Raw genomic sequence first — 26,901 nt, 5'->3', positions numbered from 1 at the left:
CACGGCGACGCGACATCTTCTGCTCACCAAGCGCGCCGCCTGCGCGAGCGGGCGGAATGGCGTGGTCGCCTCCGCCACGCACGGCGGCATTTCGCCCGCTCGCCCGCGACGGACTGGAGGCCCGGTGCCAGGCCGCCACGGGCCTCCCGTCCGCCCCGCGGTCACGCCCCGGACGCGAGCGGGCGAAATGGCGGGGTGGGCGCGAGCGCGGACGCGGGCATTTCGCCCGCTCGCGCTGCGGGCGCGGCGAACGTGCGCCCGCCCGCGCACTTCGTGAGCAGAAGGGGTCGGGTTCCACACCGCGACTCGACATCTTCTGCTCACCAAGCGCGCTGCCCGCGCGAGCGGGCGAAACGGCGGGGTGGAAGCAGCGGCGGACGCGGGCATTTCGCCCGCTCGCGCTGCGGGCGCGGCGACCGCGCGACGAGTGAGCAGAAGACGCCGGGTCGCGAGGGGCGAACCGGCGTCTTCTGCTCACCCGGTGAGCGTGCCCGTCAGTGGAACTGCGGGACGATGAGGTAGATGCCGTAGAGCACGACGGCACCGCACACCACGAAGCACGCGACGGCAGCGGCGCGGAGTGCACGTGCGGCCGCCGAGGCTCCGGCCGGGTTCGGGAAGCCGGCGGTGGCCGGGCCGATCGTTCCGTCGTCCTTCACGGTGAACTTGCCTTCGCGGGTGTCGGCGGCGCTCCAGAGACGGAGGCCGACCGAGTACACGGCGACGACGAAGCACGACGAGACGACGGCGACGAGCGCCACGGTGAGGAATGCGAACCAGTCGATGCCCATCAGCGACGGCCTCCCTTGCGGGCCGCCATGCGACGGAGCGTGCGCTCGCGGCTCAGTTCGGCGCGACGCTGGGCGACCGCGTCGGCACGCTTCTTGCGCTGCATGTCACGCAGCTCCTTGCGGGTCAGGACCGCGTTCGCGGCGACGTCGACCTCGATCGCGGAGGCCTGCTCGTGCGGCTTGCGGAGCGACCACAGGTACAAGCCGAGGATGACGACGGCACCGATCACGGCGTCGAGCACGAGCCCGACGACGCCGAGGCGGGCGATGCCCGAGGCGACCGCACCCACCGCGGCGGCCGCGGGCAGGGTGATGAACCAGGCGATGACGATCTTGCCGGCGGTCGACCACTGGATCTTCGAGCCACGGCGGCCGAGACCGGCGCCGATGATGGAGCCCGAGGACACCTGCGTGGTCGACAGCGCGAAGCCGAGGTGGCTGGAGGCGAGGATCGTCGCAGCGGTCGAGGCCTCGGCGGCGAAGCCCTGCGTCGCACGGATCTCGGTGATGCCGGAGCCGAGGGTGCGGATGATGCGCCAGCCGCCCGTGTAGGTGCCGAGGGCGATCGCGAGGGCACAGGCGACGACGACCCAGAACTGCACGCCCTGGTTCGACGACTGCGCGCCCGAGGCGATGAGGGTCAGCGTGATGACACCCATCGTCTTCTGCGCGTCGTTCGTGCCGTGCGCCAGGGACACCATCGAGCTGGTGAAGACCTGCCCGATGCGGAACCCGCCGCGCTCGTTCGGGAACACCGGGCGCTTCGTGATCCGGTACGCGATGCGCGTCGACAGGAACGACACGAGCGCGGCGATCACGGGCGAGGCGAACGCGGGGATGATCACCACCGTCAGCAGCGCGACGTAGTTGACCGACTGGAACCCGGCGCCGACGATCGCGGCACCGATCAGCCCACCGAACAACGCGTGCGACGACGATGACGGCAGCCCGCGGAGCCACGTGATCATGTTCCAGACGACTGCCCCGATCAGGCCCGCGAAGATCATCTCCGGGCTGATGGCGACGCCACCGGGCCCCTCGTTGATCAACCCGTGCGAGATTGACGTCGCCACGGCGGTGCTGAGGAACGCACCGACCAGGTTGAGCACCGCAGCGACGGTGACCGCCACCTTGGGCTTCATGGCGCCGGTCGCGATCGGGGTCGCCATCGCGTTGGCGGTGTCGTGAAAACCGTTTGTGAAGTCGAAGAAGAGGGCCAACGCGATGACCAGGACGACTATGAGTGTGATGTCCACCGCGGGCAAGTGTCCCAGGCGTCGGCCCTTCGAGCAAACCTGATCGGCAACCTGTTGTTCACCGCAGCTTCACACTCGTTCAGCTTCGGAACCATGCCGATGGGAGAATGCGTCCATGGACACCGCTGAGCTCCTCATCCTGCTGATCGGATCGCTCGCGGTGACGGGGTTCGCCCGGGCCAAGGGACTCCCCGCTCCACTGCTCGTCACGGCGGTCGCCCTGGCCGCCTCGTTCCTGCCCGGGTTGCCGCCGATGGAGATCGACTCCGAGGTCATCCTCACGGTGATCCTGCCGCCGCTGCTCTACTCGGCGGCCCTCGACGTGTCGTAGCAGAGCTTCCGCGGCTCGATCAAGCAGATCCGACGGCTCGGCATCTTCCTGGTGATCGTCACCGCCCTGGTCGTCGGCGGGGTGGCGTACCTGCTCATCCCGGACATGACCCTGCCGGCGGCGATCCTGCTCGGCGCGATCGTCGCCCCGCCGGACGCGGTGTCCGCCGCCGCGATCGGCCGGAAGCTCGGACTCCCCCGCCGCGTCATGACCGTGCTGTCGGGCGAGAGCCTGATCAACGACGCGGCCTCGCTGACCCTGGTGCGGGTGTTCACGCTCATCATCGCGGGCACGTCACTGACCGTCTGGCAGGACCTCGGCATCTTCGGCCTGGCGATCGGCGTCGGTCTGGTCGTCGGCATCGTGCTCGGTGTCGTCGTGCACTGGATCCGGATGCGCATCAACGACCCCGTGGTCGAGACGATCATGAGCATCCTGCTGCCCTTCGTCGCCTACATCCTCGCCGAGGACCTGTCCGGCTCCGGGGTCATCGCGGTCGTGACGGCCGGCCTGTACATCGGCTACAACTCGCCGAAGGAGGGCTACGCCACCCGCCTGCAGGAGCGCCCGCTCTGGACGAGCATCGACGTCATCCTCGAGGGCTTCGTGTTCGCGCTCATCGGTCTGCAGCTCAACACCGTCGTGCAGGACCTGGTCGAGAGCGAGCGGAGCCTCGGGCAGACGCTCACCGCCGCGGCCGTCGTGCTCGCGGTGGTGATCCTGGTCCGGCCGCTGTTCGTCTTCGAGTCCTACGCGCGCAACCGGTTCAACGGGAAGTGGCTCCGGCCGCTCCGGATCAAGCTGTCCCGCGGCCACCCGTCGCTGCGCTGGATGCGTGGTTCCGCCGAGCCGAAGCTCAACTGGCGGGAGCTCACCGTCATCTCGTGGACGGGCATGCGCGGCGTGGTGACCCTGGCCGCAGCTGTGTCGGTCGTGGCGAGCCCGACACAGATCCCGGCGCAGGACACCATCTTCATCATCGCCTTCTTCGTCACCGTCGGCACCCTGCTGCTGCAGGGACTCACCCTGCCGTTCGTCATCCGCGCGCTCAAGGTGCAGGACCCGGCCGAGGGCGAGGAGGACGTGCGCAGCGAGATGCGGCTCAACCAGCGCACCACCGAGGCCGCGATCGAGCTGCTCGAGAAGCGGCGTCCGGCGTGGGCGAAGCAGTACGGCTCGGAAGCCGTCGACTCGGTGGTGAACCGACTGAAGGCGCGACTCGAGCGTCAGGCCGAGACGTTCCGTCAGGACGCCGAGGAAGAAGAGGACGAGGGGCGGAACGTCGCACTGCGCCTGCGTGGCTCGCAGATCCAGGACATCCGGCGCGAGCTCCTCGACCGCCGCCGCGAGATCGTGCTCGAGGAGCGGGAGAAGGGGAACCTCGACGAGGAGGTCATGCGCCGCGTGCTCGTGACCCTCGACGCGGAAGAGCTCGCGATGGACTCGGCGCAGGCGTCGCGCAGTCGCTCCTGAGCACCCCGGGCGTATCCTGGCGCTCCGATCGAGAGCAGGAGCAGAGCGCCGAGTGAGCACGCCGCGGAACGACGTCCCCAGGAACGACGACGGACCGGAGCGCCCCGGCGGTTCCCGTCCCACGCCGCCGAAGCCGCGTGGGACCAGGCCCTCCGCACGTGGGACCAAGCCGCGTCGTAGCGGCAAGGTCGCCGGGCACACGCGTTCGGGACCCCGGCGACAGGCTCCGGTGCCCGCGCCCCAGCAGCACGGCGCCTACCGCCGGTGGTACTCGACCCTGCACCCGTCGCTGCAGCTGATCGGCCTGCAGCTCTGGATGCCGCTGTTCTTCATCGTCGGGTTCTGCCTGTGCTACGTCTTCGCGTTCCACGCCCCGCACCCGCACGACGTCCCGATCGCCCTGATCGGCAGCGACCCGGCGTTCGTGCAGGCGGTGCAGCAGGCGTTGCCCGGCGAGTTCGTGTTCCACACGTACGACTCGCTCGCGCAGGCGAAGCGCGACGTGGTCGGCGGCTCGATGGCGGTCGCGTACGACCCCGCCGCGAACGAGTTCTTCAAGGCGAGCGCGCACCAGTTCCAGGTCGCGAGCCTCGTGCCGGCCACCCTCACCGCGGTGCTGACCGGCCTGGGCGTCGCGACCCCGAAGGTCACCGAGCTCGCACCCCTGCCGGCGTGGGACGAGTACGGCACCGTGGCGATGTACGTCATGCTCGCGTGGTGCATCGGCGGCTACATGGTCGCGATGTTCATCGGCATCATGGGCGGCCCGCTCCGGCACCGCACCCGGATGACGGTCATCGTGGTCGGCGGCCTGGTCATCTCGCTCATCACGAACACCCTCGCCGGGCCCGTGCTCGGCGCCATCCACGGGCACTGGATCCAGCTCGTGCTCATCGCCTGGGGCTGGATCGTGGCGATCGGCCTGGCGGTGAACGGCCTGAGCTACTTCGTCGGCCGGTTCATCGCCGCACCCGCCATGATCTGCTTCGTCTTCCTGTCCATGCCGTCGTCCGGCGGCGCCTACCCGAAGTGGTTCATGCCCGAGCCCTTCGCCTGGCTGAACAACGTCGTCGTCGGCTCGAGCATGGTCGACATGATCAAGCACCAGGTCTACGGCGTCGGCCCCGGCCCGGCCCGCGGCCTGATCACGATGGCCTGCTACGCCACGGCCGGCCTGGTGCTGATGTACTTCGGCAAGAAGTGGTGGGAGCGCCGACGGATCCGGGCGATCGTCACCGGCCGGACCACGATGTTCCAGGACGCCAACACCGCCAACCGCGAGTTCCTCGGCGGGCAGCGCGACGCCGAGCTCGAGCGCCACGGCCTGACCTCCACCGAGACCGGCACCCTGAGCGTGCTGCGGGACGACGACTGGGAGGACGACCGCACCGGCGGTGACGTCTTCACCGGCGGTCGCGACGGCCTGGAGCCGGATGCGACGCCGACCGGGCGCATCGCCGTGCAGCGCCCCGCGAACCGGAAGGAACCGCGACCGGCGGCGGCTCCGCACGGCAAGCACGCCGACCGCTGACGCGTATCCTGATCGGATGAACCCGCGCATCACCTGGCACCGCGTCCTCATCACCGTCGTCGTCGTGTTCCTCGTGCTGACGGTGGGCTTCTACGCCGCGAGCGTCCTGCTCGCGCCCGCCGACGGCCGCGGCACCGCCGGGCTGTTCGTCGGATGGGCGATGTTCTCGATGATCGGCGCGATCGTCGTCGGCGTCATCGACTTCTTCGTGCGGCCCCTGGGTGGCCGGAGCGGCGACGCCGACGTCATGGCCGCCGCCGAGGAAGCGCGCACCGGCAGCACCCGCACCCAGCAGCCGCGCTAGCAGCCAGCAGCAGCAGCGCTAGCAGCCAGCAGCTAGTCCTCCACGCCGACGCCGACGCCCGTCCCGGTGAACCCGGCGACCGTCGCGTCGTCCTCGGCGAACGTGAACCGCGCCCGGACGCTGCCGCCCGCGAGCACCCCCGGCAACCAGTAGCGGGCGTCGTCCCACATCGCGTCGTAGGGCACGGTGTCGATCGGGATCCACCGCGGCTCCAGTTCGTCGGAGCCCGACGGGTCGCCCTGCCAGCGGCGGCAGACGAAGACGTCCGAGACCTGGGACCAGGACGGTCGGTACGGGAACCGGTAGTCCAACGTGCCACGGGCCTCCAGGTCGACCGCGTCGAGCCGCAGGCCGACCTCTTCACGCACCTCGCGCACGGCGGTCTCGACCGCCGACTCGCCGGGCTCGCGCTTGCCGCCGGGGCCGACCAGCCGGCCCGTGCCGAGGCCGCGGCGCTTCTCCCCCAGCAGGACCTCGGGGCCCGCCTCGCCGTCGCGCAGCAGGTACACGACCACCACCCGGGGATGCTGGGACTTGCTCTCGTCGCGAAGGGTCACGCGTCCAGTGTGACCGATGGAGTGTCGTACGCTTTTCCCATGGCAGGCGTGCTGCGGGGGCACCATGGCTGAGCCCCGCAGGACCGGGCGCAGCCTCGAAGTGCTGCGCGCCGAGGCCGCCGAGGAGATCTCGATGCTCGTCGAGCACCGGAGCCGTCAGGGCGAGGACCCGTGGGAGTTCATGCCGACGCTCCCCACGGTCGACGAGCAGGTCGTGCTGATCCTGCGCGCGGACGCCGTCGACCTGGACGAGGCGATCGGCAAGCGGCACGCGCAGTGGTCGAGCCACCCGGCGTCCGGGCAGGGCACCCGGCTGGGCGAGGAGTACCACCGGCTGCGCCGGATCGCGCTGCAGCACCCCGAACTGACGCCCGCCGTGTGGAAGCTGCTGGGCGCGCTGCCCGAAGCCGGCTGAGCTGCGGTTGGATGGACGCATGACCGAAATCGTGCTCGCCGTCCTCAACCAGCCCTCCCGCGACGCTGCGCCGCACGACCCCGCGGCGGACGCCTTCACCTGGGCGAAGCCGCTCGAGGAGCACGTGCAGGTGCAGGACCTCGGCGTCACGCGCGGCGACGGCGTGTTCGAGACGATCACGGTGATCGACGGTCGGCCGCAGGCCCTCGAGGCGCACCTCGCCCGCTTCGGCCGCTCCGCCGCGATGCTCGACCTGCCCGCGCCCGACCCGGAGGCCTGGCGCCAGGCCATCGAGGCCGTCTGCGCCCGCCTCGACCCGGTGCGCGAGGCCTTCGCCAAGACCGTCCTGACCCGCGGCGTCGAGGGCACCGACCGCCCGACCGGGTGGGTCTACGCCGCGCCGTCGGGCGACTCCACGGCCGCACGCACCGAGGGCATCTCCGTCGTCGTCCTGGACCGCGGGTACCGGCACGACGTCGAGCGCACCTCGCCGTGGCTGCTGCAGGGCGCGAAGACGCTGTCGTACGGCGTCAACATGGCCGCCCTGCGCGAGGCCGTCCGCCGCGGCGCCGACGACGCCCTGTTCGTCTCGAGCGACGGCTACGTGCTCGAGGGCACGCGCGCGAACCTGATCATGAAGGTCGGCGACCGGCTCGTCACGCCCCGCACCGACATCGGGATCCTGGCCGGCACGACGCAGGCCGACGTGTTCCGCTTCGCCGAGCAGGAGGGCATCGAGACCGCCTACGAGCTCGTCACCCTCGCCGACCTGGCGGCGGCGGACGCGCTCTGGCTCGTGTCGAGCGTGCGGCAGGCTGCGCCGATCCGTTCGGTGAACGGCGACGCGCGGCCGATCGACGCCGAGCTCACGACGCGCATCAACGACTTCCTGCTGGCGCGCGAGGTCTGAGCACGCGGCGCCCCCGGCGCAACGGCCTGGAGGCCCGGACCGCGACTCGCAGGCACGTCGCGATCCGGGCCTCCCGGCTCTGCACCCGCTACCAGCGCGGGGTGGTGACGCCGGCCCCGTCGGCCCACGCGAAGACGGGCTTGCCGTCGATCCAGACGCGCGTCGCGCGGCTGGTCGCGTCGAGCGGATCGCCGTCCCAGAGCACCAGGTCGGCGTCGTAGCCCTCGGCCAGGCGACCGACGCGGTCCCCGAACCCGAGGAACTCGGCCGGGTTGACGGTGAGCGCCTCGAGTGCGGTCTGGGCGGGCAAGCCCTCCTTGACGGCGGCGGTCGCCTGGTCGACGAGCATGTTGATCGGCACCACCGGAGCGTCCGTCGTGATGGCGACCCGGACCCCGGCCGCCGCGATGGTGGCGAGGTTCGGGATGCCGCGGTCGCGGAGCTCGACCTTCGAGCGGCTGGTGAAGAGCGGGCCGTAGATGACCGGGATGTCCTTGGCGGCCAGCACGTCGGCGATCTTGTGCGCCTCGGTGCCGTGGTTCACGACCAGGCGGTATCCGAACTCCTCGGACAGGCGGATCGCGGTGGCGATGTCGTCGTGGCGGTGGGTGTGCTGGTCCCAGACGAGCTCGCCGTCGAGCACCCGGACGAGCGTCTCCTTCGTCAGGTCGCGGGCGAACGGCTCGTCCTTCGCGGCTGCGGCATCGCGGGCGGCCTTGTAGTTCTGCGCCTCGACGAAGGCGTCGCGGATGATCTTCGCGACGCCGAGCCGGGTCGAGGGCGTCTGGCCCTTGCCGCCGTAGACGCGCTTCGGGTTCTCGCCGAGGGCGCTCTTCACGCTCACCGAGTCGGAGATGAGCTGCTCGTCGATCGTCCGGCCGCCCCAGGTCTTGATGGCGACGCTCTGGCCGCCGATCGGGTTGCCGGAGCCGGGCTTGACGACGATGCTCGTGATCCCGCCGGCCAGGGCGTCCCGGAAGCCCTCGTCGTCGATGTCGATCGCGTCGATCGCGCGGACCCCGGCCATGTTCGGCGCGGTCATCTCGTTCGTGTCGTTGCCGGCCTCGCCGTTGGCTTCTTCGTGGATGCCGACGTGGCCGTGCGCCTCGACGAACCCGGGCACCAGCCACGAACCGGTGGCGTCGACCACGGGCATCCCCTCGGGCGGGGTGACGTCCGGACCGATCGCGGTGATCCGGCCGTCCTCGACGACGACCGCGCCGCCGTCGAAGGCTGGAGCGGAGACGGGGACGACGTGGGCACCGGTGATCGCGAAGGAGTTGCTCATGGCACCAACGGTACGCGGGGGCGGGCGGCGGCGGCGAGCGGGCGAAATACCGATTCCTGGCGTCGAGCGTCCGGGTGGCTCTACCGTCGCGGGATGGCACACCGGAGCGACACCTGGCCCACGCACGAACGCAGCGAGCGACCGTGGCGCAGCGCCGTCCGCGGGTGCCGTGACGACCGGCTGGTGACCACCGTGCGGGTGTCGCTGCCCCCGTCCATCGCGAGGGCTCGGTGGACGCCCGACGACGACACCGTCGCGCTGCTCGACCGGAGTGCCACGGCCCTGCGCGCCCTCGACGTCCACCACGGCTCCCGGCTCGCGCCGCTCGGGTCCGTGCTCGGCCGGACCGAAGCCGTGGCGTCGTCGCGGATCGAGGACGAGTCCGCGACGATCGACGACCTGGCGCGGGCCCTCGTCGGCATCCGCGCGACCGCGGGGGCCACGGCGGTCGTCCGGGCCGGCGGCGCCGTCGAGCACCTGGTGTCCGGAGCGGGCTCGGGCACCGTCACCGAGGCCTCCCTGCTCGAGGCCCACCGCCTGCTGATGCGCGACGACCCGGTGGACGGACGGTACGCCGGCCGGTACCGCGACGTGCAGAACTGGATCGGCGGCGGCGCCACGCCCCGCGACGCCGTGTCCGTGCCACCACCGCCCGAGCTCGTGGCACCGCTGATGGCCGACCTGTTCGCGTTCGTGCACCGTGTGGACCTGCACCCGATCGCCCAGGCCGCGATCGCCCACGCCCAGTTCGAGTCGATCCACCCGTTCACCGACGGCAACGGTCGGATCGGGCGCGCGCTGATCGGTGCCGTGCTGCGGCGACGCGGGGTGACCACGACCGTGACGGCACCGGTGGCCACCGCGCTCGCGGCGGATCGGCGGCGGTACTTCCGGCACCTCGAGCAGTACCGCGACGGCGAGGTCACCGGGTTCGTGGTCGACCTGGCCTTGGCGATCGGTACGGTGTGCGACGAGGCGACGCTGAGCGCCCTGCTGCTCGCCGAGCACGACGCCGATCGGTCCGTCGGCCCCTGCGCCTCGGGCCCGCACGCGGTCGTCGGCCGTGCGCTCGCCGACGACCCCGTCCTGACCGAAGCGCACCTGGACACCCTGCTCACCGCCGACGAGGTCGAGCGCGTCACCCACGACCTGGTGCTGGCGGGAGTGCTCCGTCCGGTCACCGGTCGGCGCCGTGACCGCGCGTGGGTCGCCCCCGCCGTGGTCGACGAGCTCGAGGCGTTCGAGCAGCGGGTGCAGGCGGCGGTGCGCGGGCGCGAGCGCACGGCGGCCTGACCGGGGGTGCGGGCGAATAGGGTGGGATGGTGAGCAACGAGCACACCGCATCCACCCCGCCCAGCGCCGCCAAGCGGCCCGTGACACGGACCCACCACGGCATCGACTTCGTCGACGACTACGAGTGGCTGCGGGACAAGGAATCCCCCGACACCCTGACGTACCTCGAAGCCGAGAACGCCCACACCGACGCCGCCACCGCGCACCTCGCGCCGCTGCGTGACCGCATCTTCGCCGAGGTGAAGAGCCGGGTCCAGGAGACCGACCTCTCCGTGCCGGTCCGCATGGGCGACTGGTGGTACTTCACCCGCACCGCGGAGGGCAGCCAGTACGGCGTGCACTGCCGCGTGCCCGTCGCCGGTGCCGACGACTGGACGCCGCCCGCCGTCGTCGAGGGCGAGTCGACGCTCCCCGGCGAGCAGGTGGTCCTCGACGGCAACGCGCTGGCCGACGGCCACGAGTTCTTCTCCCTCGGCACCTACGACATCAGCGACGACGGCACCCGCCTGGTCTACGGCATCGACGTCGAGGGCGACGAGCGGTACACCCTGCACGTGCGCGACCTGGCCTCGGGGACCGACCTCGGCGACGCCATCCCGAACACGGGCGCCGGCGCCACGTTCGACCCGGCCGGCCGCTACGTGTTCTACCCCACGGTCGACGAGTCGTGGCGTCCGGACAAGATCTGGCGCCACACGGTCGGCACCGCGGCGTCCGAGGACGTCCTGGTGTTCGAAGAGCCCGACGACCGCTACTGGGTCGGTGTCGGTGTCACCCGTTCGTCGCAGTACATCGTCATCGAGCTCGGCTCGAAGATCACGTCCGAGGCGCACGTCCTCGACGCTGCGGACCCCACCGGTGAGTTCCAGGTCGTCTGGCCCCGGCGCGAGGGCGTCGAGTACGAGATCGAGCACGCCATCGTGGGCGGCAGCGACCGGTTCCTGGTGCTGCACAACGACGGCGCCGAGAACTTCGAGCTCGTCGACGTCCCCGCCGACGACCCGACGTCCGAGCGTGACCGCCGCGTCGTCGTGGCGCACCACACCGAACGCCGAATCGAGTCGGTCGACGCCTTCGCCGGACACCTCGCCCTGGAGTACCGCTCCGAGGCACTGCCCCGCGTCGCGATCATCCCGATCGAGGGCGACGGCTACGGCGACGCGCACGAGGTCCCCTTCGACGAAGCACTGTTCTCGGCGGGGCTCGGCGGCAACCCGGAGTGGGAGCAGCCGACGCTCCGCATCGGGTACACGTCGTTCGTCACCCCCTCCGAGGTCAGCGACCTCGACCTGGCCACCGGCGAGGTCACCGTCCTGAAGCGCCAGCCCGTGCTCGGCGGCTACGACCCGGCCGACTACGTGCAGGAACGCGACTGGGCGACCGCGTCGGACGGCACCCGCGTCCCGATCTCGCTCGTCTGGCGTCGTGACGCCGTCGAGGACGGCACCCCGGCACCGCTGCACCTCTACGGCTACGGCTCGTACGAACACTCGATCGACCCCGGCTTCAGCGTCATGCGCCTGTCGATGCTCGACCGCGGTGTCGTCTTCGCCGTCGCGCACGTCCGTGGTGGCGGTGAGCTCGGCCGGCACTGGTACGAGAACGGCAAGACCCTGACGAAGAAGAACACCTTCACCGACTTCGTCGCGGTCGCCGAGCACCTGATCGAGTCCGGCCGCACGAGCGCCGACCGGCTCGTGGCCGAGGGTGGCAGCGCGGGCGGGCTCCTGATGGGTGCGGTCGCCAACCTCGCACCCGAGCGGTTCGCCGGCATCCTGGCCGCCGTGCCGTTCGTCGACGCGCTGACGAGCATCCTCGACCCGGACCTGCCCCTCACCGTCATCGAGTGGGACGAGTGGGGCGACCCGCTGCACGACGCTGAGGTCTACCGCTACATGAGCGAGTACACCCCGTACGAGAACGTCCGCGACGACGTGCAGTACCCGCAGATCCTCGCCGTGACCTCGATCAACGACACCCGCGTGCTGTACGTCGAGCCCGCGAAGTGGACCGCGAAGCTCCGCGAGGTCGGCGCGCCGGTGCTGCTGAAGACCGAGATGTCCGCCGGCCACGGTGGTGTCAGCGGTCGCTACGCGTCGTGGAAGGAGCGGGCGTTCGAACTCGCCTGGCTGCTCGACGTGCTCGGGCTCGCCGACGAGACGCCCGCCGCGGCCACCGCCAACCCGATCGCCGCGGGCTGAGCGACGCCTCGCACTTCGTGAGCAGAAGAGGTCGGGTCCGAACGCGGGACCCGACCTCTTCTGCTCGCCAAGCGAACGAAGCGCACCAAGCGCACGCAGCGCGCACCCCGCTCACACGCGGTTGAGCGCGTGCACCGCCTCGTCGTAGGACTCCTCGGCCAGGCGCACCCGGTCCCCCGCGAGCACCCCGTACCCGAACGTGCCCTCACCCCCGCGCTCCGCGACCGCCGCGTTCGCCCGGAGGATGTCGAGGGCGTGCAGAGACCGCACCCGTTCGGTCAGCACGTCGGCAGCGGTGCCGATCCGCTTCCACAGCGCGTGCGGGAACGCGTCGTCGCCGAGCACGTCCATCGCCATCCGGGCGCGCATCGTCTCCTGCCACGCGGCCTCGGTGGTGGTCCGGTCGGCGGCCTCGCGCTCGGCAGCGGTGTCCGAGGTGTCGTCGGCGACGGCGGCCCGGACGAGTTCGCGCACGCGCGGCTTCACGTCGGCGCCGACGTCCTGCGCGACCTGCTTCGGTGCGCGGAGCGACCACGCTGTCGGCGCCGGGCGCTCGGCGGCGTCGTCGAGGGCGTCGAGCAGTTCGAGGAATGGCTCGCCGTGCAGGAACGCGACGACGTCCCGCACCGCCTGGTCGCGACGTTCCCGGGTCGAGGCGAGGATGCGCTCGCGGGTCATCGCGTCGACCAGGTCGTCCTGCGCCGGCGACGACGCCCGCGGCAGCCGGTCGATCAGGTACTCGGCCAGCGCCGCACGCGCGGTGACGCCCGCCAGGCCGTCCGCCGCCTCGGCGGCGCGGTCGACGGCCTCGCCGTCGGGGAACGCCGGGCGGTAGGCGCCCAGGATCGCGGCGATCTCGAGGGTGGTGTCGGCCGCCTGCCGGAGGTCGGCAGTGTCGCCGGAGCGGAGCCGGGCCTCCTGGCCGAGCAGCGCGACGCGCAGCTTGCGCACGCGCTTCGCCAGGATGCGTGCGGTCGTGCCCTTGGCCGGCTTCTCCTCGGTCTGGAGGCGCGGTGCCGGTGCTCCTGCCAGCCCGCGTGCCAGCTTGGACGCGACCGCGGCGGGGCCGGCGCCGACGGCCGCGAAGCGCCCGTCGAGGGCCGCGAACAGCTCGTGGGCGATCTGCGGGTCGACGCCGTCGACGGTCTCGACCTCGACCTCGCGCCAGGTGCGCGGGGTCTCCGGAGCGTCGTCGTCGAGGCGCTGGGCGGTGACCTGGTCGTCGGCGAGCTCGGCGATCTGGTCGCCGTCCTCGTCGAGCAGTCGGGTGACGGTGCGGGTGGTCGTGATCCGGACGACCGGGCGCAGCCCGCGGCCGCGACGCTCCGTGAAGAGCGCGGCGAGGACCTCGTCGGGCACCGTGTCGGCGTCGTCGGTCAGGGGGAACTGCTGCTCGTGGCGGACCGTGTCCGACTCCGAGCGCTTGATGTGCCAGCCGGCGTCGGGGCCACCCGTGCGGCGGCGCACGGTCACCCGCGCGGCCACCAGGTCGTACCGCTCGGTGTCCCAGTAGGTCGCGTCCAGTTCGAACGGCTCCTGGTGCTCGGTGCGGAGGATGCCGCCCGCGCCGACGAGGTCGGGGAGGGCACCGCCCTCGGGCAGGTCGTAGGTGCGCTCGATCTCGAGGTGCGTGTGGCTCACACGCTCTTGTCTACCAGGGCTTCGGCCTGCGGTTCGACCACGAGGCGTGGCTCTGTGGAGAACCGGCTCGCGACATACCCGGCGATGACGGCACTCAGCGGAGGCAGCGTGACCACGAAGGGGTTCCAGCGCAACGGGACCATCGAGAAGAGCACCCCGTTCCACTCGAGCACGAAGACCACGGCAGGGAGCAACAGGAGGAGCCAGGCGCTGCGTCGGACGCGGACGGCGACGAACCAGCCTGCAAGCGCGAGGATCAGCGGGAGCCCGCCCACGGGAAGGTCTGTCGGTGGCGTGAGCAGCGGCTGCAGGACTCCACCGACGGCCGCGGCGAGGACGATGCTCGCGCCGAGACGTCGGCGACCCGACGGAGCGCGCAGGACGAGGGCTGCGAGCGCGATCGCCGCACCGGGCACGAAGAACACCAGGGTCCAGGTACCGGCCGTGGCGAGCACGACGTCGGTCCGGCTGCCGTACCCGCCGTTCGGTTGCACGATCAGCCACGCCCCGGACGCGATCAGGGAGACGACCGCGACGGCGACCAGGACCGGGATGGTCCGGACGGTGTGCGGCATGCGATCGAGCTGGGTGGACAGTGCGGTCACGGTGTTCCCCCACGAGGTGCGGTGCGGTGCTCGTCGGTGGAACAGCGCGGTGGTCAGGGCGCCGAACGCCAGCGCGGTCGACGACAGGTCGAGCTGCTCGGCGTCGCGCACGTCGGCGAGCCACTGCTCGCGTCGGGCATCACGGTGGGCGGCCGGTGAGACCGCGACCGCGATGCCGACGAGCGCCTGGTCGAGCGCACTCACGAGGTCACCGGCCGGTTCGTCGGGCGGCTCGGGCGGACCGGACGGACCGGTGCTTCGGCCGGGCGCGCAGCGAGCAGGTCTCGGGCCGCCTGGACTCCGTCCGCCGTGAACTCGTAGAGCCTACGGCGTGGCCCCGATCGCTCCACGTCGTCGTCCCACGACGAGGTGATCCACCCCTGCCGCTCGAGCCGTTCGAGGATGGGGTAGACGGTGCCCGCGGGGCGACCGGTGGCCTTGATGACGAGCAGCCCCCAGGTCGGCCCGTCACTGGCGAGCAGTGCGTCGAGCACGTCGAGCGTGGGGGCGGTCACGCGCCGGATGGGTTCCATGCGCTCAAACTACCTATATAGAACAAGCCGCGCAAGCCCCCTCAGGAGGACGAGTTAGCCTGCAGGGATGAGCGACACGATCACCCGCGAGCAGTTCAGGCCCGAAGCCGGCGGCGTCACGATGTTCACCACCACCTGGTGCGGCTACTGCGCCCGGCTGAAGAACCAGATGTCGAAGGCCGGGGTGCCCTTCACCGAGGTCGACATCGAGCAGACCCCCGGTACCGCCGAGCTCGTCGCCGAGGTCAACGGCGGCAACCAGACCGTGCCGACGCTGGTGTTCCCCGACGGCTCGACGGCGACGAATCCGTCCCTGGCCGAGGTGCAGTCCCGCATCTGAGCGGCGGCCCTCCGGCGCGAAGCCTCGGCGAACAACCAAAGTCCGTCCGAACCACGTGGTCGCGTGGTTCGGACGGACTTTGGTTGTGCGGGACGCGACAGCGCCGGACGCCGGCCCTAGCCGCCGAGCGCCTCGGTCAGCAGCGCAGCCATCGCGTCGAGCTGGATGTCACCGGAGTCGACGACCTCTTCGTCCGAACCGTCGAGCGCGCGGGCGGCCAGGGACGCCTTCGAGTCGATGAGCTCGGCGATCTTGGTGTCGATCGTCTGCGCGGCGATGATGCGCCACGCGGTGACGGGCTCTTCCTGCCCGATGCGGTGCACCCGGTCGATCGCCTGGGTCTGCTCGGCGCTCGTCCACGACAGCTCGGCGAGCACGACGTTCGACGACACCTGCAGGTTCAGCCCGACACCGGCCGCGGTCAGCGAGCAGACGATGACGGCGACGTCGGGGTCGTTCACGAACGAGTCGATCTCGGCCGTGCGCTGCGTGGGGGTCTGGTCGCCGCGGATCGTGGCGGTGCGCAGGCCGCGACGGGCGAACACCTCTTCCGCCTGGTCCATCACGTCGAGGTGCTTCGCGAAGAACACGACCTTGCCGACGTTCGACGCGAGCTGTGCCGCGTAGTCAGCCGCGAGCTGGGCCTTGGCCCGGCCGATGCGGCGGACCATCGAGAACACGTTCTCGCCGGTCGACGAGGCGTCCTGGTCCTCGAGCTCCCAGCGCGCGACCTGGCGGACCAGCTTGTGGTCGATGCCGACGACCGGGTCCTGCCCGGTGCGGGCGTCGAGCGCCTGGTGGTAGCGACGGACGAGCTTCGCCGTGAGCTCGCGCTCGGCGTCGCGGATGGAGCGGCCCTCGTCACCGTCGAGCTCGACGGGGATGTCGGCGATCCGGCGGGCGGGGATGTCCGCGGCGACGTCGACCTTGCGGCGTCGGACGATGCCCTGGTCGATGACGGCACGGCGGGCCTCGACGAAGAACCCGGGGTCGGCCGGCGTCAGGCCGATCTCCTCGAGCTCGTTCATGAGCTTCGCGCGCGGCTTCTTGTCGTCGATCCAGCCGAGGTACTCCCAGATGGTGCGGAAGTCCTCGACCGAGTTGATCAGCGGGGTACCGGTCAGCGCCATGAGCAGCGGTGCGGCGGTGCGCTGCCGGATGCGCTCGGCGATCTGCAGCACGAACCGGGCGCGCTGCGAGTCCCTGTTCTTGATGAAGTGCGCCTCGTCGACGACCATCCCCTTGAACCCGAAGTTGCCGAGCCACCCGGCGTGCCGGTCGAGGATCTCGTAGTTCACGATGACGATGTCGGCGAACCCGTCGAGGTCGTTGCCGTCCCCGTGGATCACCGTGGCGCGGTGGTTCGGCACCCAGCGCTCGGCTTCACGCGCCCAGTTCGTCTTGACGACGTTCGGCACGACGACGAGCAGCGGGAACGCGTTCGCGGCGTCGGCGGCGAGCAGCGACTGTGCGGTCTTGCCGAGGCCGGGCTCGTCGGCGAGCAGGAACGTGCGGTGCCCCTGCGATGCAGCGGCGACGAGTTCCGCCTGGTGCTTCATGAGCGTGGTGCCCGAGCGCGAGTGCAGCGTCGTGGGCTCCGGCAGCGGCATCGTCGCCGCTCCCCCGCCCGCGCCGTACTCGAACGACTTGAACAGCGGCCCGAACAGCTCCCAGTTCGCCAGGCGACGCGGGTGCGCGACGGGCTGGTCGGCGAGGGCGAAGTCCGGCGGCATGAAGGGGTTCGCCAGCTGGCGCTGCACGACCGCCTGCGGCAAGACGGCCCGCACCGGGGTCTCGACCACCGCGGCGGGCTCGGACGCGATGACGAGGTCCTCCGGCTGCAGTTCCATGCCGCCGGCGATCATCATGTCGCGCTTGACCGCACGCGTCGCCTCGGACACCTGCACCTCTTCGGCGAGGAGCTGGATGACACTGGTGTCGCGCGCCGCCGTCTTCGCGAGGATCGTGGCCACGCCGTCGAGCCGCTTGAGCTGCTCGGCGCGCTGCGCGTCGGTGAGCTCCGTGTCGGCCTTCACCCGTGCGCGCTCTTCGCGCATGAGCAGGGCGACCGCCTGGAACTTCGTCCGGTTCGATGCCTTGAGCGGTCCGCGCTGCGCCGCGGCCTCGACCTCGCGCACAGCGCGGGCGAGGACGGGGATGACGCCGTCGTTGTCCAGCGGCCTGGTGCGACGTGACGCGGTCCGCGTCCCGCCGGCAGCACGCCGGGTGCCTGATCGAGCCAACGCTCCTCCTGTTCCGCCCACACGTCGGGGCGATCCGCCCGTGGGGCGGGAAGTCCTGCACCGGTGCCTGGCACGGCTCCGGTTCAGCTGCGGGCCACCGTGGCCCACCGCATCGCCGGTCCCCGCATCGGGACGTCCGGTGGACTCCCGCGAGCCGTTCCACACGAGCACCTGCCGGGAGCAGGTTCGGACGGTCCGCGCCGGGATCCGGCGTCGTCACACGCACGTGATGCCCCCTCGGGGCGGTCACGGCCCGGTCCCCGCGTCGATCAAGTGATCGACGGCTGCGTCCGGAATCGACGCGGCACGCGGGAACGCGGTGCGTGCGCGCTCAGTTTACTCCCGGACCACCGACGGAGGCGACCGGCGCGTTGCCCGCGCGCGTCGTGACGGCGGACGGGAGGCCCGTGGCGGGCCCGACCCGCGCCTCCAGTCCGTCCTTCGGTCGCGTTCACCCCACCGAAGCGACACGTCTCCGGGTCCCTGCCCCGGTGACCCCGCGAAAGCGGCAGGATGCCGCGGATGTTCCGCGCAGAACTGTCGCTTTCGTGAAAGCGACGTCGCGTCTCAGACCTGCGGTGCGGACCGCGGGCGGGTCGAACCACCGGTCGGGAGGCTCGGGGCCGCGTCCGCCAGGGCGGCCTGCGTCGCGGCGAGGAGCTGCTGGGCGGTCTGGATCCCGTTGGCGGAACCGGTGGTCGCCTGGCCGCCGGCGTGGGCGAGCAGCTGGGCGCCGATGGCGGGTCCGATCCGGTCGGCCTCGCGCGGGTTGCGCGCGACCCAGTCGCGGGCGATCGCGTCGGCGAGGCGCTCGGCGGCGGCGCCGCGCTCGGCGTCGCCTCGGGACCGGTGCCAGAGCCCGGTGACCACGAGGTGGGCGACGACGGCGCCGACGTCACGGACCGGGAAGCCCCAGCCCGCGGTGTCGATGTCGAGCAGGCCGGAGATGCGCCACGGCTCGTCCTCGTCGACGAAGACCTGCTCCAGGTGCAGGTCGCCGTGCACGACCTGCTTGGTCGAGCTCGACCAGCCGATGGAGCGGCGGCCGATGGCGTCGTACAGGCGGTCGATCTCCTCGGCGTCGCGCGGCAGGGCGGCGATGAGCGTGCGACGGTGCCAGTCGGCGTGGTCCATCGCGTCGGCGCGCGCCTGCTGGGTCATCGGGACGGTGGCGACCCGACCGCTCAGCGCGGCGAGCGACGCCACGAAGCGGGGGTCGTCGGCGATGTCGAGGATGCGGCTGCCGGCGGGCACGCCGCGGATGCGCTCGAGCACGAGCAAGCCGTCGCCACGGCTGGACAGCACACGCGGCACCGGCAGACCGGCCGCGACGAACTGCTCGTGCGACTGCACGATCGGCGAGACCCGGTGCGGACGGACGATCTTCAGGAACAGGGTGCGCTCGGGGGCGTCCACGCGGACGACCGCGCGCTTGCCGGGGCGGTACGCCGCCACGGTGAGCACCGGGTCGGTGACGGGCATGCCGAGCGTGGTCAGCAGCTCGGCGACGGCGTCGCGGTAGGTGACCTGCGGCAGCACCGGCAGGCCGGGGTCGTTGGGGTACGCCCACACCGACACCGGGTCGCCCGTCGCCGGGTCGGTGACGATCGCGCTGTTCTGGTCGTGGGTGCCGCCGGTGTCGACGTAGGTCAGGACCGTGGCGCGCTGGCCGTTGCGGTCCACCGTGTCGACCTCGTAGCCGTACAGGTAGCCGTTGCCCGAGGGCTCGACGGAGTGCGCCCGCGCGGCCACCACGGAGGTCCCGGAGCCGGCGAAGGCCTGCGGGATGACGCGCTCATGGTTGGGCCACACGACATCAGTCAACCGTGTCGCGCGGGTTTCGTCGCGTTCGTGCACGGCTCGGCGCGCGGCCGGTGGCTACCGTGGTCGGTGTGAACCCGGTCGCGCGTCTCCGCAGCTCCAGTCGCACGCCGTTCCTGCAGGTCGTGAAGACCGCCGTCGCGGTGGTCGCCGCCGTGCTCCTCTGCCGCCTGGTCATCCAGGGGCCGTTCCCCACCTTCGCGGCGATCGCTGCACTGCTCGTGGTGCAGCCGAGCATCAACCAGTCGTTCGTGAAGGGGCTCGAACGGAGCGCGGGCGTCGTGATCGGCGTCGTGCTGGCCACCGGGTTCCACCTGCTGCTCGGCGACGGTGTGTTCGTCGTGCTGCTCGTCATCGTGCTCGCGATCCTCATCGCGTGGGCGCTCCGGCTCACCCCGACCTCGGCCACCCAGGTGGGGATCAGCGGGATGCTCGTGCTCACCGCCGGGGTCGTGACGCCGAACTACTCCGCCGACCGGATCCTCGAGACCGTGATCGGTGCGATCGTCGCCCTGGTCGTGAACGCGCTCATCGTGCCGCCCGTGCTGCTCGAACCGGCGCACCTCGCCGTCGCCCGGCTCGCCCGCGACACCGCGGTGGCGTTCGAGCGGATCGCGATCGGCCTGACCGAGGGGTGGGACCGCGAGCGCTGGGACGAGGCGCTCGTCGCGGCCCGCGCACTGCGGCAGCAGCACGCCAAGGCCGAGGCGTCCCTGGGGTCGGCGCGCGAGTCCCTGACGATGAACCCGCGCAGTGGACGGCACCGGACGATCCTCGACCGCGACGTGGTGACCACCGACCACCTGCGCGTCCTGGTGACCCGGGTCACCGGGATGACGCGGGCGATCCGCGACAACACCGCACCGGACCTGCGCGACGACCCGGTGGTGCACGGCATCGCGACCGAGGTGGCACGGATCGGCGCGGACGTCCGGGCCCTCAGTGCGCGGGTCGAGTCGACACGGCTCGACCCGGTGGCCGGGGTCGGCGGAGCGGACACTGCTGCCTCCGGGCCGGACGCCGAGCCGTGGGCGGAGGCTTCGGAGCCGGCGCTCACCGCGCCGCTCGAGGTGGTGCGACCGAACTCCCGGCACTGGGTGCTCATCGGGGCGCTGCTCGAGGACATCCGACGGGTGCGTGGCGAGCTGCTCGGGGAGGACGACTAGCGCCGGCACACCGGCACGTTGCGCTTGCGCGCTGCTGGGCGTCAGCGCGCTGCGCAGGCCGCTTCCGACGCCGTCCGCACGACGTCCGACCAGATCACCGCGGTCGGCACGACGTCGGTCCCGGTCGCACCCGGGATGCCGGCGTCGGCGTACCGGCTGATCTCCGCGACGACGGCCTCGATGCCGACCTCACGTGCAGCACGGCTCGCAACGTCCGGTACCGCCGTCCGCAGTTCCGCGACCACGCGGTCGCGCGGAGCGTCCTCCAGCTGCGCGAGCGCGCCGATGCCCTTCCACGCGGCGTCCAGTTCGGCGCGCAGGCGCACGATGGCCGGGTGGTCGATCGAGTCGTTCATGATCCCCCAGTGCGGGCGGCGCATCGGGTCGCGCTGTCCGCTGCCGGAGCCTAGCAACGAAGCAAGCGGCACTCACGTCCCTAGAACGTGGGACAGACCGTTCTGCTCTGTCCTGTGACGAGATTCAGCGAGTCGGACCCGCAGAACGGCCGTCCGCGCCGGTTCGATGCCACGATGGGTCCGAGGAGGTCCACTATGCGGCTGTTGGTGGTCGAGGACGACGACGAGATGCGTGCCCTGATGGAACGCGGACTCGCGGCCGAGGGGTACCGGGTCACGGCCGTCGAGAACGGTGTCGAGGCGCTCATCGCCCTCGGCGAGCAGGCGTTCGACCTGGCGGTCGTGGACGTGATGATGCCCGGCATGTCCGGCTTCGAGCTCGCCCGGCGGATCCGTGAGCGCGAGGACCCCGTGCGGATCCTGCTCGTGACCGCGCGCGATGCCGTCGACGACCGCGTGTTCGGGCTCGACGCCGGCGCGGACGACTACCTCACCAAGCCCTTCGCCTTCGCCGAGCTCACCGCTCGGCTGCGTGCGCTCGGCCGTCGTGAGTCCGCCGGGGCACCCCGAACGATCGAGGTCGGGGACGTCTCCATCGACTCCGAGGCCCGCCGCATCTCGATCAAGGGCCAGCGTGTCGCCGTGAGCCCCACCGAGTTCGCCCTGCTCCGACTGCTCGCCCGGTCCGCCGGCAGTGTCGTCGACCGCCCGAAGATCCTGGAAGAGGTCTGGGACGGTTCGCAGCACGTCGACCCGAACGTGGTCGAGCAGTACATCTCGTACCTCCGCAAGAAGCTCACCGCGCACGAGGCCACCGTCGCCATCGCCACGGTCCGCGGTCGCGGGTACCGCCTGGATCTGCTCGGGGCGTGAGCGGGGCCGACGACGCCCCACGATCGGACCGCCGACGGGGCGGTCCGATCCGGCCGCTGCGTCTGCTGTCGCTGCGTGCCCGGATCACGATCGGCTCGACGGCGATCGCCGCGATCGTCATCCTGCTGCTCGTCCTGGTGATGCGGTTCCAGGTGGTGAGCGTCGTCGCGAGTGCGACCCGCACCCTGCTCGACGCCGATGCCGACCCGTACGTCGCCACGCTCGAGGTCGACAGCGACCCCGACCTCTCGCCGCCGGGCAACGCGCAGCTCGTCGCCGTCGTGTCCCCGTCCGGCGAGATCGTGCTGTCGACGATGCCCGATCGTGTCGAGCAGGCGCTCGGCAGTCTGCGGTCCACCCCCGCCGGCACCTCGATCATCACGGCATCCGGCTCGGAGTACCGCGTCGTGGTGGAGCACCCCGTCAACGAGGCCGGCCGCTGGACCGTCGTCGCCGCCCGCAACTCGCAGGCCGAGGCCATCGTCGTCGACGACCTCACGACGACGCTGTCGCTGACCGGTCTGGCCATCCTGCTCGCCTTCGGCGTTGCGTCCTGGGTGCTCGCGACCACCGCGCTGCGCCCGGTGAACCGGATGCGCCGCGAGGCCGAACGGCTCTCCGTCGCCCCGGAGCGTGCCGAACTGCCGGTGGGCCCCGCCCAGGACGAGCTGGCGTCCCTGGCGACCACGCTCAACGCCTTCCTCGCCCGGACCAGGCAGGCGACCGAGCGCGAACGCCAGATGGTGTCGGACGCCAGCCACGAGCTCCGGACGCCCCTGGCGATCCTGACGACCCAGCTCGACCTCGCCTCGCTCGACGGCAACGACGCCGCCGCCCTCGCCGCCCACATCGAACGCGCCAAGCACAGCGTCGCGCGGTTGTCACGGCTGGCGAACGACCTGCTCGCCCTGTCGCGGATCGAGGAGTCGGAGCGCCGTGAACAGGACGGCGACCGGCGCCCCGAGACCGCGTGGTCGGACCTCGGCGACGAGGTGATGGCCGCGGTCGACCGCGTCCGGCTCATCGCCTCGCCGAAGGACGTCACCGTCGACTTCGACCTCGAGCCGCCCGTCGCCGTCGGCGGTTCCGGGCCGGGCATCGGCGGCGGCACCGTCGAACCGCGGTACCGGATCGACACCGGCGGGATGGCCCAGCTCGTCACGAACATCGCGGGCAACGCCGTGGCCGCGCTCCCCCGCGGCGGCGGCATCTTCGTGTCCTGGCGGAGCACCGGCGGCGAGGGCGTGCTGCAGATCACCGACGACGGCCCCGGTGTGCCCGAGTCCTTCATCCCGGTGGCGTTCGACCGCTTCACCCGTCCGGACGAGGCCCGGACGTCCCGCCCCAACCCGGACCCGTCGACCGGTGCCGGCGCCCTGCCCGGCGGCTCGGGGCTGGGACTCGCGATCGTGCGTGCGGTGGCGGAATGGGCGGGAGGCACGGCGTCGCTCCGCAACGTGCCCGCCGGTGGGCTCGAGGTCACGATCAGCATGCCCGAGGTGCGCTGAGCACGACCGCTCGCCTGAGCAGACCGCTCACTGGAAGTCCCGCGAGCGGGTGCGGACGGACAGCGACAGGTGCTCGATGCGGTCCGCCACCAGGTTGACGACCCCGTCGGGCGAGCGCTCGAGGATGCCCCGGACGATCACCGCCGGGGACTCCCGCGCCACCCGGCGGAAGCGCCCCCAGACCCCGACGCTGCAGATGACGTTGACCAGCCCGGTCTCGTCCTCGACGTTCAGGAACGTGATGCCGGAGGCCGTCGCCGGACGCTGCCGGTGCGTCACGATCCCGCCGACCTCGACCCGTCGTCCGGTCTCGGCGGTCGCGGTGTCCTGCACGCTGAGCACCCGGCGGGCGGCGAGCCGGTCGCGCACGTGCCGGACGGGGTGGTCGTCGGTCGTCATGCCCGTCGACCACATGTCGGCGATGAGCACGTCCCCGCTCGTCATCTGCCCGAACAGCGGCGGCTGCACGAACACCTGCGTGTCCGGCAGCTGGTCGGGGCGCTCGGCGGCCGCCTGGGCAGCCGACCACATCGCACCGCGGCGGTCGATGTCGAACGGGGCGAAGGCGTCGGCGGCGGCGAGGGCCTCGAGCTGCGGCGTGGTGAGCCCGACCCGGCGGGCCAGGTCCGACATGTCGCGGAAGGGACCGTTGGCGTCCCGCTCCGCGACGATCTTCTCGGCGCTCTTCCGGCTGAGCGACGCGACCTCGGCGAGCCCGAGCCGCACGGCGAAGGCACCGTCGCGTCGGTGGCTCGCGGTGTCGTCGGGGAGCGCCTTGTCGAAGGGCAGCACCGGTGGCTGCTCGGCGGCCAGGCACGCGTCGGCACCGGCAGGGGCATCCCCGTCCGGCAGCGGTTCGAGCGTGGCGTCGACCCCGGACCGCAGGATGTCCGGTCGCAGCACGCGGACGCCGTGCCGCCGGGCGTCGGCGACCAGGGTCTGCGGTGAGTAGAACCCCATCGGCTGCGCCCGGAGCAGTGCCGCCAGGAACGCCCCCGGGTAGTGCAGCCGCATCCACGCGCTCGCGTAGACGATGAGCGCGAAGCTGATCGAGTGGCTCTCCGCGAAGCCGAAGTTCGCGAACGCCTGGATCTTCGCGTAGATCGCGTCGGCGTCGGCTCCGTGGATGCCGTTGTCCGCCATCCCCGCGTAGAGCTTGTCCCGCAGTCGGTCGATCTTCTCGTGCCCGCGCTTCGACCCCATCGCCCGCCGCAGCAGGTCGGCGTCGTCACCGGAGCAGTTGCCGACCGCGATCGCCATCTGCATCAGCTGTTCCTGGAACAGCGGGACCCCGAGGGTGCGTTCGAGCACGGGTTCGAGCGCCGGGTGCATGTAGGTGATCGGTTCCTCGCCCGTGCGTCGGCGGATGTACGGGTGCACCGCGCCGCCCTGGATCGGCCCGGGTCGGACGAGTGCGACCTCGATCACCAGGTCGTAGAACCGCCGCGGGAGCAGTCGGGGCAGGGTGCCCATCTGCGCGCGGGACTCCACCTGGAACACCCCGATCGTGTCCGCGCGGCAGAGCTGGTCGTAGACCCCCTGTTCCTCCTTCGGGATGGAGTGCATCTCCCAGCGCTCCCCGCAGTGCTCTGCCGCCAGGTCGAACGAGTACTGCAGGGCCGCGAGCATGCCGAGCCCGAGCATGTCGAACTTCACGAGCCCCATGTACGCGCAGTCGTCCTTGTCCCACTGCAGCACGGTGCGGCCGTCCATCCGGGCGTGCTCGATCGGCACGACCTCGCCCACCGGACGGTCGGTCAGCACCATGCCGCCGGAGTGGATGCCGAGGTGCCGCGGGAACCCGAGGACGTCGCTCGCGAGCCCGACGACCGCGGGCGGGATGTCGTGGTCCTGGCTCTCGGTCACCGAGCCCCACCGCTCGACCTGCTTCGACCAGGCGTCCTGCTGCCCGGGGCTGTGACCGAGCGCCTTCGCCATGTCGCGCACCGCGCCCTTGGGCCGGTAGGTGATGACGTTCGCGACCTGGGCGGCGTTGTGCCGACCGTACTTGGCGTACACGTACTGGATCACCTCTTCGCGGCGGTCCGAGTCGAAGTCGACGTCGATGTCGGGTTCCTCGTCGCGCATCGCCGACAGGAACCGCTCGAACGGCAACCCGTACCGGATCGAGTCCACCGCGGTGATCTCGAGCAGGTAGCAGACCGCCGAGTTCGCCGCCGAGCCCCGCCCCTGGCAGAGGATGCCCCGACCGCGGGCGTACTGCACCATGTCGCGCACGATCAGGAAGTACCCGGGGAAGTTCTTCTCCTCGATCACGGACAGCTCACGCTCGATGCGCTCCCGCTTGCGGGGGTCGACGCCGTCGGCGCTGCCGGGGTAGAACCGCCGGGCACCCGTCCACGTGAGCTCGCGGAGCCACGACATCGCGGTGTGTCCGTCCGGGACGTCGAGGTCGGGCAACCCGGGCTGCACGGTCTTCAGCCGGAACCCGAGCTCGTCGGCGAGTTCCACGGTCCGCTCGATCGCGCCGGGGTAGCGCCCGAACCGTCTGGCCATCTCGGCGCCGGAGCGCAGGTGGGCGGTGTCGGCGGCCGGCAGCCAGCCGTCGATCTCGTCGAGGCTGCGGCGGGCGCGCACCGCCGCGAGCGCGGTCGCCACCGGGAACCGGTCGGGGGTGGCGTAGTGCACGTTGCCGGTGGCGACCAGGGGCAGCGCGTGCTTCGCGGCGAGGGCGGCCAGTGCGTCGTTGCGGGCGCTGTCGAGCGGGTCGCCGTGGTCGAGCAGCTCCACGACGACGTTGCGGCTGCCGAACCGGTCGAGCAGCACCCGGAGCGCGGTCTCGGCGGCGGACTCGCCACCCTGCTCGAGGGCCTGCCGCACGGAGCCCTTCCGGCAGCCGGTGAGGACCCGCCAGTGCCCGTCGGCCCGCGCGGCGAGGTCGTCGAGGTCGTACTGCGGGCTGCCCTTCTCGGACCCGGCGGCCAGGTGTGCGCTCGTCACCGCGCCGGCGAGCCGGTGGTAGCCGTCCTGGCCGTCGGCGAGCAGGAGCAGGTGCGAGCCCTCGGGGTCGGGCACACCGTTCTGCGGTTCGGTCAGCCCCAGGGACAGCTCGGTGCCGAAGACGGTGCCGACCTGCGGGTACGACTCGGCGACCTCGGCCATCCGGGCGGCCCCGTAGAAGCCGTCGTGGTCGGTGAGCGCGAGGGCGTGCAGTCGGAGCCGAGCGGCTTCTTCGAACAGGTGCTCGGGCTGACTGGCGCCGTCGAGGAAGCTGAAGGCCGAGTGCGCGTGCAGTTCGGCGTACGGCACCACGGGTCCGCCGTCGGTGTCGAGCGGTGACGGGACGTACGGCTCGCGCTTCCGCGACCACGCCGGGCTGTCGCCGCCGTCGCCGTCGTGGCCCGTGCCCGGGCTCCGCTTGTCGGACAGGGCACGCTCGAACTGCGACCACGGGATGGGTGGGTTGCTGTAGCCCATCAGGTCACGCTCCTGTCGGTGGTGGTG

General features: G+C 71.8%; 22 protein-coding genes and 1 pseudogene. 12 read left to right on the top strand and 11 right to left on the bottom strand.

Annotated elements, in window-relative coordinates; all coding sequences use genetic code 11:
- Window positions 1–494: 494 nt before the first annotated feature.
- Together DEI96_RS05785 and DEI96_RS05780 are read right to left on the bottom strand one after the other, a co-directional pair.
- Window positions 495–791 (bottom strand): hypothetical protein, encoded by a 297-nt coding sequence (locus tag DEI96_RS05785; protein ID WP_111023187.1) that lies wholly within the window; start codon window positions 789–791, stop codon window positions 495–497.
- Window positions 791–2,047 carry an inorganic phosphate transporter gene (locus DEI96_RS05780; RefSeq protein WP_111023186.1) on the bottom strand — a complete coding sequence of 419 codons (1,257 nt, stop codon included), beginning with the start codon at window positions 2,045–2,047 and terminating at the stop codon, window positions 791–793. The genes DEI96_RS05785 and DEI96_RS05780 overlap by 1 nt, the downstream gene beginning before the upstream one ends.
- A 115-nt stretch (window positions 2,048–2,162) precedes the next feature.
- Here DEI96_RS05780 and DEI96_RS05775 point away from each other — a divergent pair, with 115 nt between their 5' ends.
- The 4 genes and pseudogenes from DEI96_RS05775 (at window position 2,163) to DEI96_RS05760 (ending at window position 5,686) form a co-directional block, all read left to right on the top strand.
- Window positions 2,163–2,378 (top strand): hypothetical protein, encoded by a 216-nt coding sequence (locus DEI96_RS05775; RefSeq protein ID WP_258372801.1) that lies wholly within the window; start codon window positions 2,163–2,165, stop codon window positions 2,376–2,378.
- Between the two features lie 15 nt (window positions 2,379–2,393).
- A pseudogene (locus tag DEI96_RS05770) lies at window positions 2,394–3,851 on the top strand (cation:proton antiporter); the annotation flags it as partial.
- Window positions 3,852–4,080: 229 nt separating this feature from the next.
- The gene (locus tag DEI96_RS05765; RefSeq protein ID WP_071405578.1) at window positions 4,081–5,382 is read left to right on the top strand and encodes an ABC transporter permease; all 1,302 of its coding nucleotides are present in this window, start codon (window positions 4,081–4,083) and stop codon (window positions 5,380–5,382) included.
- 16 nt (window positions 5,383–5,398) lie between these two features.
- Entirely contained in the window at window positions 5,399–5,686 is a 288-nt protein-coding gene (locus DEI96_RS05760) for a hypothetical protein (protein WP_111023185.1), read from the top strand.
- A 32-nt stretch (window positions 5,687–5,718) separates the two neighbouring features.
- Here the strand turns inward: DEI96_RS05760 and DEI96_RS05755 are convergent, their stop codons facing one another.
- Entirely contained in the window at window positions 5,719–6,243 is a 525-nt protein-coding gene (locus DEI96_RS05755; protein ID WP_181440525.1) for an 8-oxo-dGTP diphosphatase, read from the bottom strand.
- Between the two features lie 64 nt (window positions 6,244–6,307).
- Between DEI96_RS05755 and DEI96_RS05750 the strand changes: the two genes are divergently transcribed.
- Together DEI96_RS05750 and DEI96_RS05745 are read left to right on the top strand one after the other, a co-directional pair.
- Window positions 6,308–6,658 carry a tryptophan synthase subunit alpha gene (locus DEI96_RS05750; RefSeq protein ID WP_027464736.1) on the top strand — a complete coding sequence of 117 codons (351 nt, stop codon included), beginning with the start codon at window positions 6,308–6,310 and terminating at the stop codon, window positions 6,656–6,658.
- A 19-nt stretch (window positions 6,659–6,677) separates the two neighbouring features.
- Window positions 6,678–7,568, top strand: coding sequence for an aminodeoxychorismate lyase (locus DEI96_RS05745; protein ID WP_111023183.1), 891 nt, complete (start codon window positions 6,678–6,680; stop codon window positions 7,566–7,568).
- Window positions 7,569–7,656: 88 nt separating this feature from the next.
- On the opposite strand, the gene DEI96_RS05740 is transcribed toward DEI96_RS05745, so the two are convergent.
- Window positions 7,657–8,856, bottom strand: coding sequence for an amidohydrolase (locus DEI96_RS05740; RefSeq protein WP_111023182.1), 1,200 nt, complete (start codon window positions 8,854–8,856; stop codon window positions 7,657–7,659).
- 93 nt (window positions 8,857–8,949) lie between these two features.
- Here DEI96_RS05740 and DEI96_RS05735 point away from each other — a divergent pair, with 93 nt between their 5' ends.
- Window positions 8,950–10,149, top strand: coding sequence for a Fic family protein (locus tag DEI96_RS05735; RefSeq protein WP_111023181.1), 1,200 nt, complete (start codon window positions 8,950–8,952; stop codon window positions 10,147–10,149).
- Between the two features lie 29 nt (window positions 10,150–10,178).
- Window positions 10,179–12,350: a S9 family peptidase gene (locus tag DEI96_RS05730; protein WP_258372799.1), complete on the top strand. Its 2,172-nt coding sequence runs from the start codon at window positions 10,179–10,181 to the stop codon at window positions 12,348–12,350.
- Window positions 12,351–12,461: 111 nt separating this feature from the next.
- Here DEI96_RS05730 and DEI96_RS05725 read toward each other — a convergent pair whose 3' ends face one another.
- From DEI96_RS05725 to DEI96_RS05715, 3 genes are read right to left on the bottom strand one after another with little or no spacing between them, the layout of a single operon-like run.
- On the bottom strand, window positions 12,462–13,991 hold the full coding sequence (locus DEI96_RS05725) for a CYTH domain-containing protein (protein WP_181440165.1): 1,530 nt from the start codon (window positions 13,989–13,991) through the stop codon (window positions 12,462–12,464).
- Entirely contained in the window at window positions 13,988–14,800 is an 813-nt protein-coding gene (locus DEI96_RS05720) for a hypothetical protein (protein WP_181440524.1), read from the bottom strand. Before DEI96_RS05720 ends, DEI96_RS05725 begins: the two co-directional genes overlap by 4 nt.
- On the bottom strand, window positions 14,797–15,129 hold the full coding sequence (locus DEI96_RS05715) for a PadR family transcriptional regulator (protein WP_111023178.1): 333 nt from the start codon (window positions 15,127–15,129) through the stop codon (window positions 14,797–14,799). Before DEI96_RS05715 ends, DEI96_RS05720 begins: the two co-directional genes overlap by 4 nt.
- 67 nt (window positions 15,130–15,196) lie before the next feature.
- Here DEI96_RS05715 and DEI96_RS05710 point away from each other — a divergent pair, with 67 nt between their 5' ends.
- A complete protein-coding gene (locus DEI96_RS05710; RefSeq protein ID WP_111023177.1) occupies window positions 15,197–15,469 on the top strand; it encodes a mycoredoxin in 273 nt (90 codons plus the stop codon).
- A gap of 116 nt (window positions 15,470–15,585) precedes the next feature.
- Here the strand turns inward: DEI96_RS05710 and DEI96_RS05705 are convergent, their stop codons facing one another.
- On the bottom strand, window positions 15,586–17,712 hold the full coding sequence (locus DEI96_RS05705; RefSeq protein ID WP_181440523.1) for a DEAD/DEAH box helicase: 2,127 nt from the start codon (window positions 17,710–17,712) through the stop codon (window positions 15,586–15,588).
- Window positions 17,713–18,279: 567 nt separating this feature from the next.
- Window positions 18,280–19,524 (bottom strand): phosphotransferase enzyme family protein, encoded by a 1,245-nt coding sequence (locus DEI96_RS05700; protein WP_111023175.1) that lies wholly within the window; start codon window positions 19,522–19,524, stop codon window positions 18,280–18,282.
- Between the two features lie 80 nt (window positions 19,525–19,604).
- Here DEI96_RS05700 and DEI96_RS05695 point away from each other — a divergent pair, with 80 nt between their 5' ends.
- Window positions 19,605–20,699, top strand: coding sequence for an FUSC family protein (locus DEI96_RS05695; protein WP_111023247.1), 1,095 nt, complete (start codon window positions 19,605–19,607; stop codon window positions 20,697–20,699).
- A gap of 41 nt (window positions 20,700–20,740) precedes the next feature.
- Here DEI96_RS05695 and DEI96_RS05690 read toward each other — a convergent pair whose 3' ends face one another.
- Window positions 20,741–21,055: a hypothetical protein gene (locus tag DEI96_RS05690; RefSeq protein WP_181440522.1), complete on the bottom strand. Its 315-nt coding sequence runs from the start codon at window positions 21,053–21,055 to the stop codon at window positions 20,741–20,743.
- Between the two features lie 195 nt (window positions 21,056–21,250).
- On the opposite strand from DEI96_RS05690, the gene DEI96_RS05685 reads away from it, so the two are divergent.
- Window positions 21,251–21,928, top strand: a complete 678-nt coding sequence (locus DEI96_RS05685) for a response regulator transcription factor (protein WP_017885962.1) — start codon at window positions 21,251–21,253, stop codon at window positions 21,926–21,928.
- Window positions 21,925–23,436, top strand: a complete 1,512-nt coding sequence (locus DEI96_RS05680; RefSeq protein ID WP_111023173.1) for a sensor histidine kinase — start codon at window positions 21,925–21,927, stop codon at window positions 23,434–23,436. The genes DEI96_RS05685 and DEI96_RS05680 overlap by 4 nt, the downstream gene beginning before the upstream one ends.
- Window positions 23,437–23,463: 27 nt before the next feature.
- Here the strand turns inward: DEI96_RS05680 and DEI96_RS05675 are convergent, their stop codons facing one another.
- Entirely contained in the window at window positions 23,464–26,874 is a 3,411-nt protein-coding gene (locus DEI96_RS05675) for an error-prone DNA polymerase (protein ID WP_111023172.1), read from the bottom strand.
- Window positions 26,875–26,901 lie beyond the last annotated feature (27 nt).

The organism is Curtobacterium sp. MCLR17_031 (assembly GCF_003234775.2).
Lineage (GTDB): Bacteria > Actinomycetota > Actinomycetes > Actinomycetales > Microbacteriaceae > Curtobacterium > Curtobacterium flaccumfaciens.
Note: the sequence above shows the minus strand (reverse complement) of the source record. Positions and strands in the feature narration are given on the sequence as shown.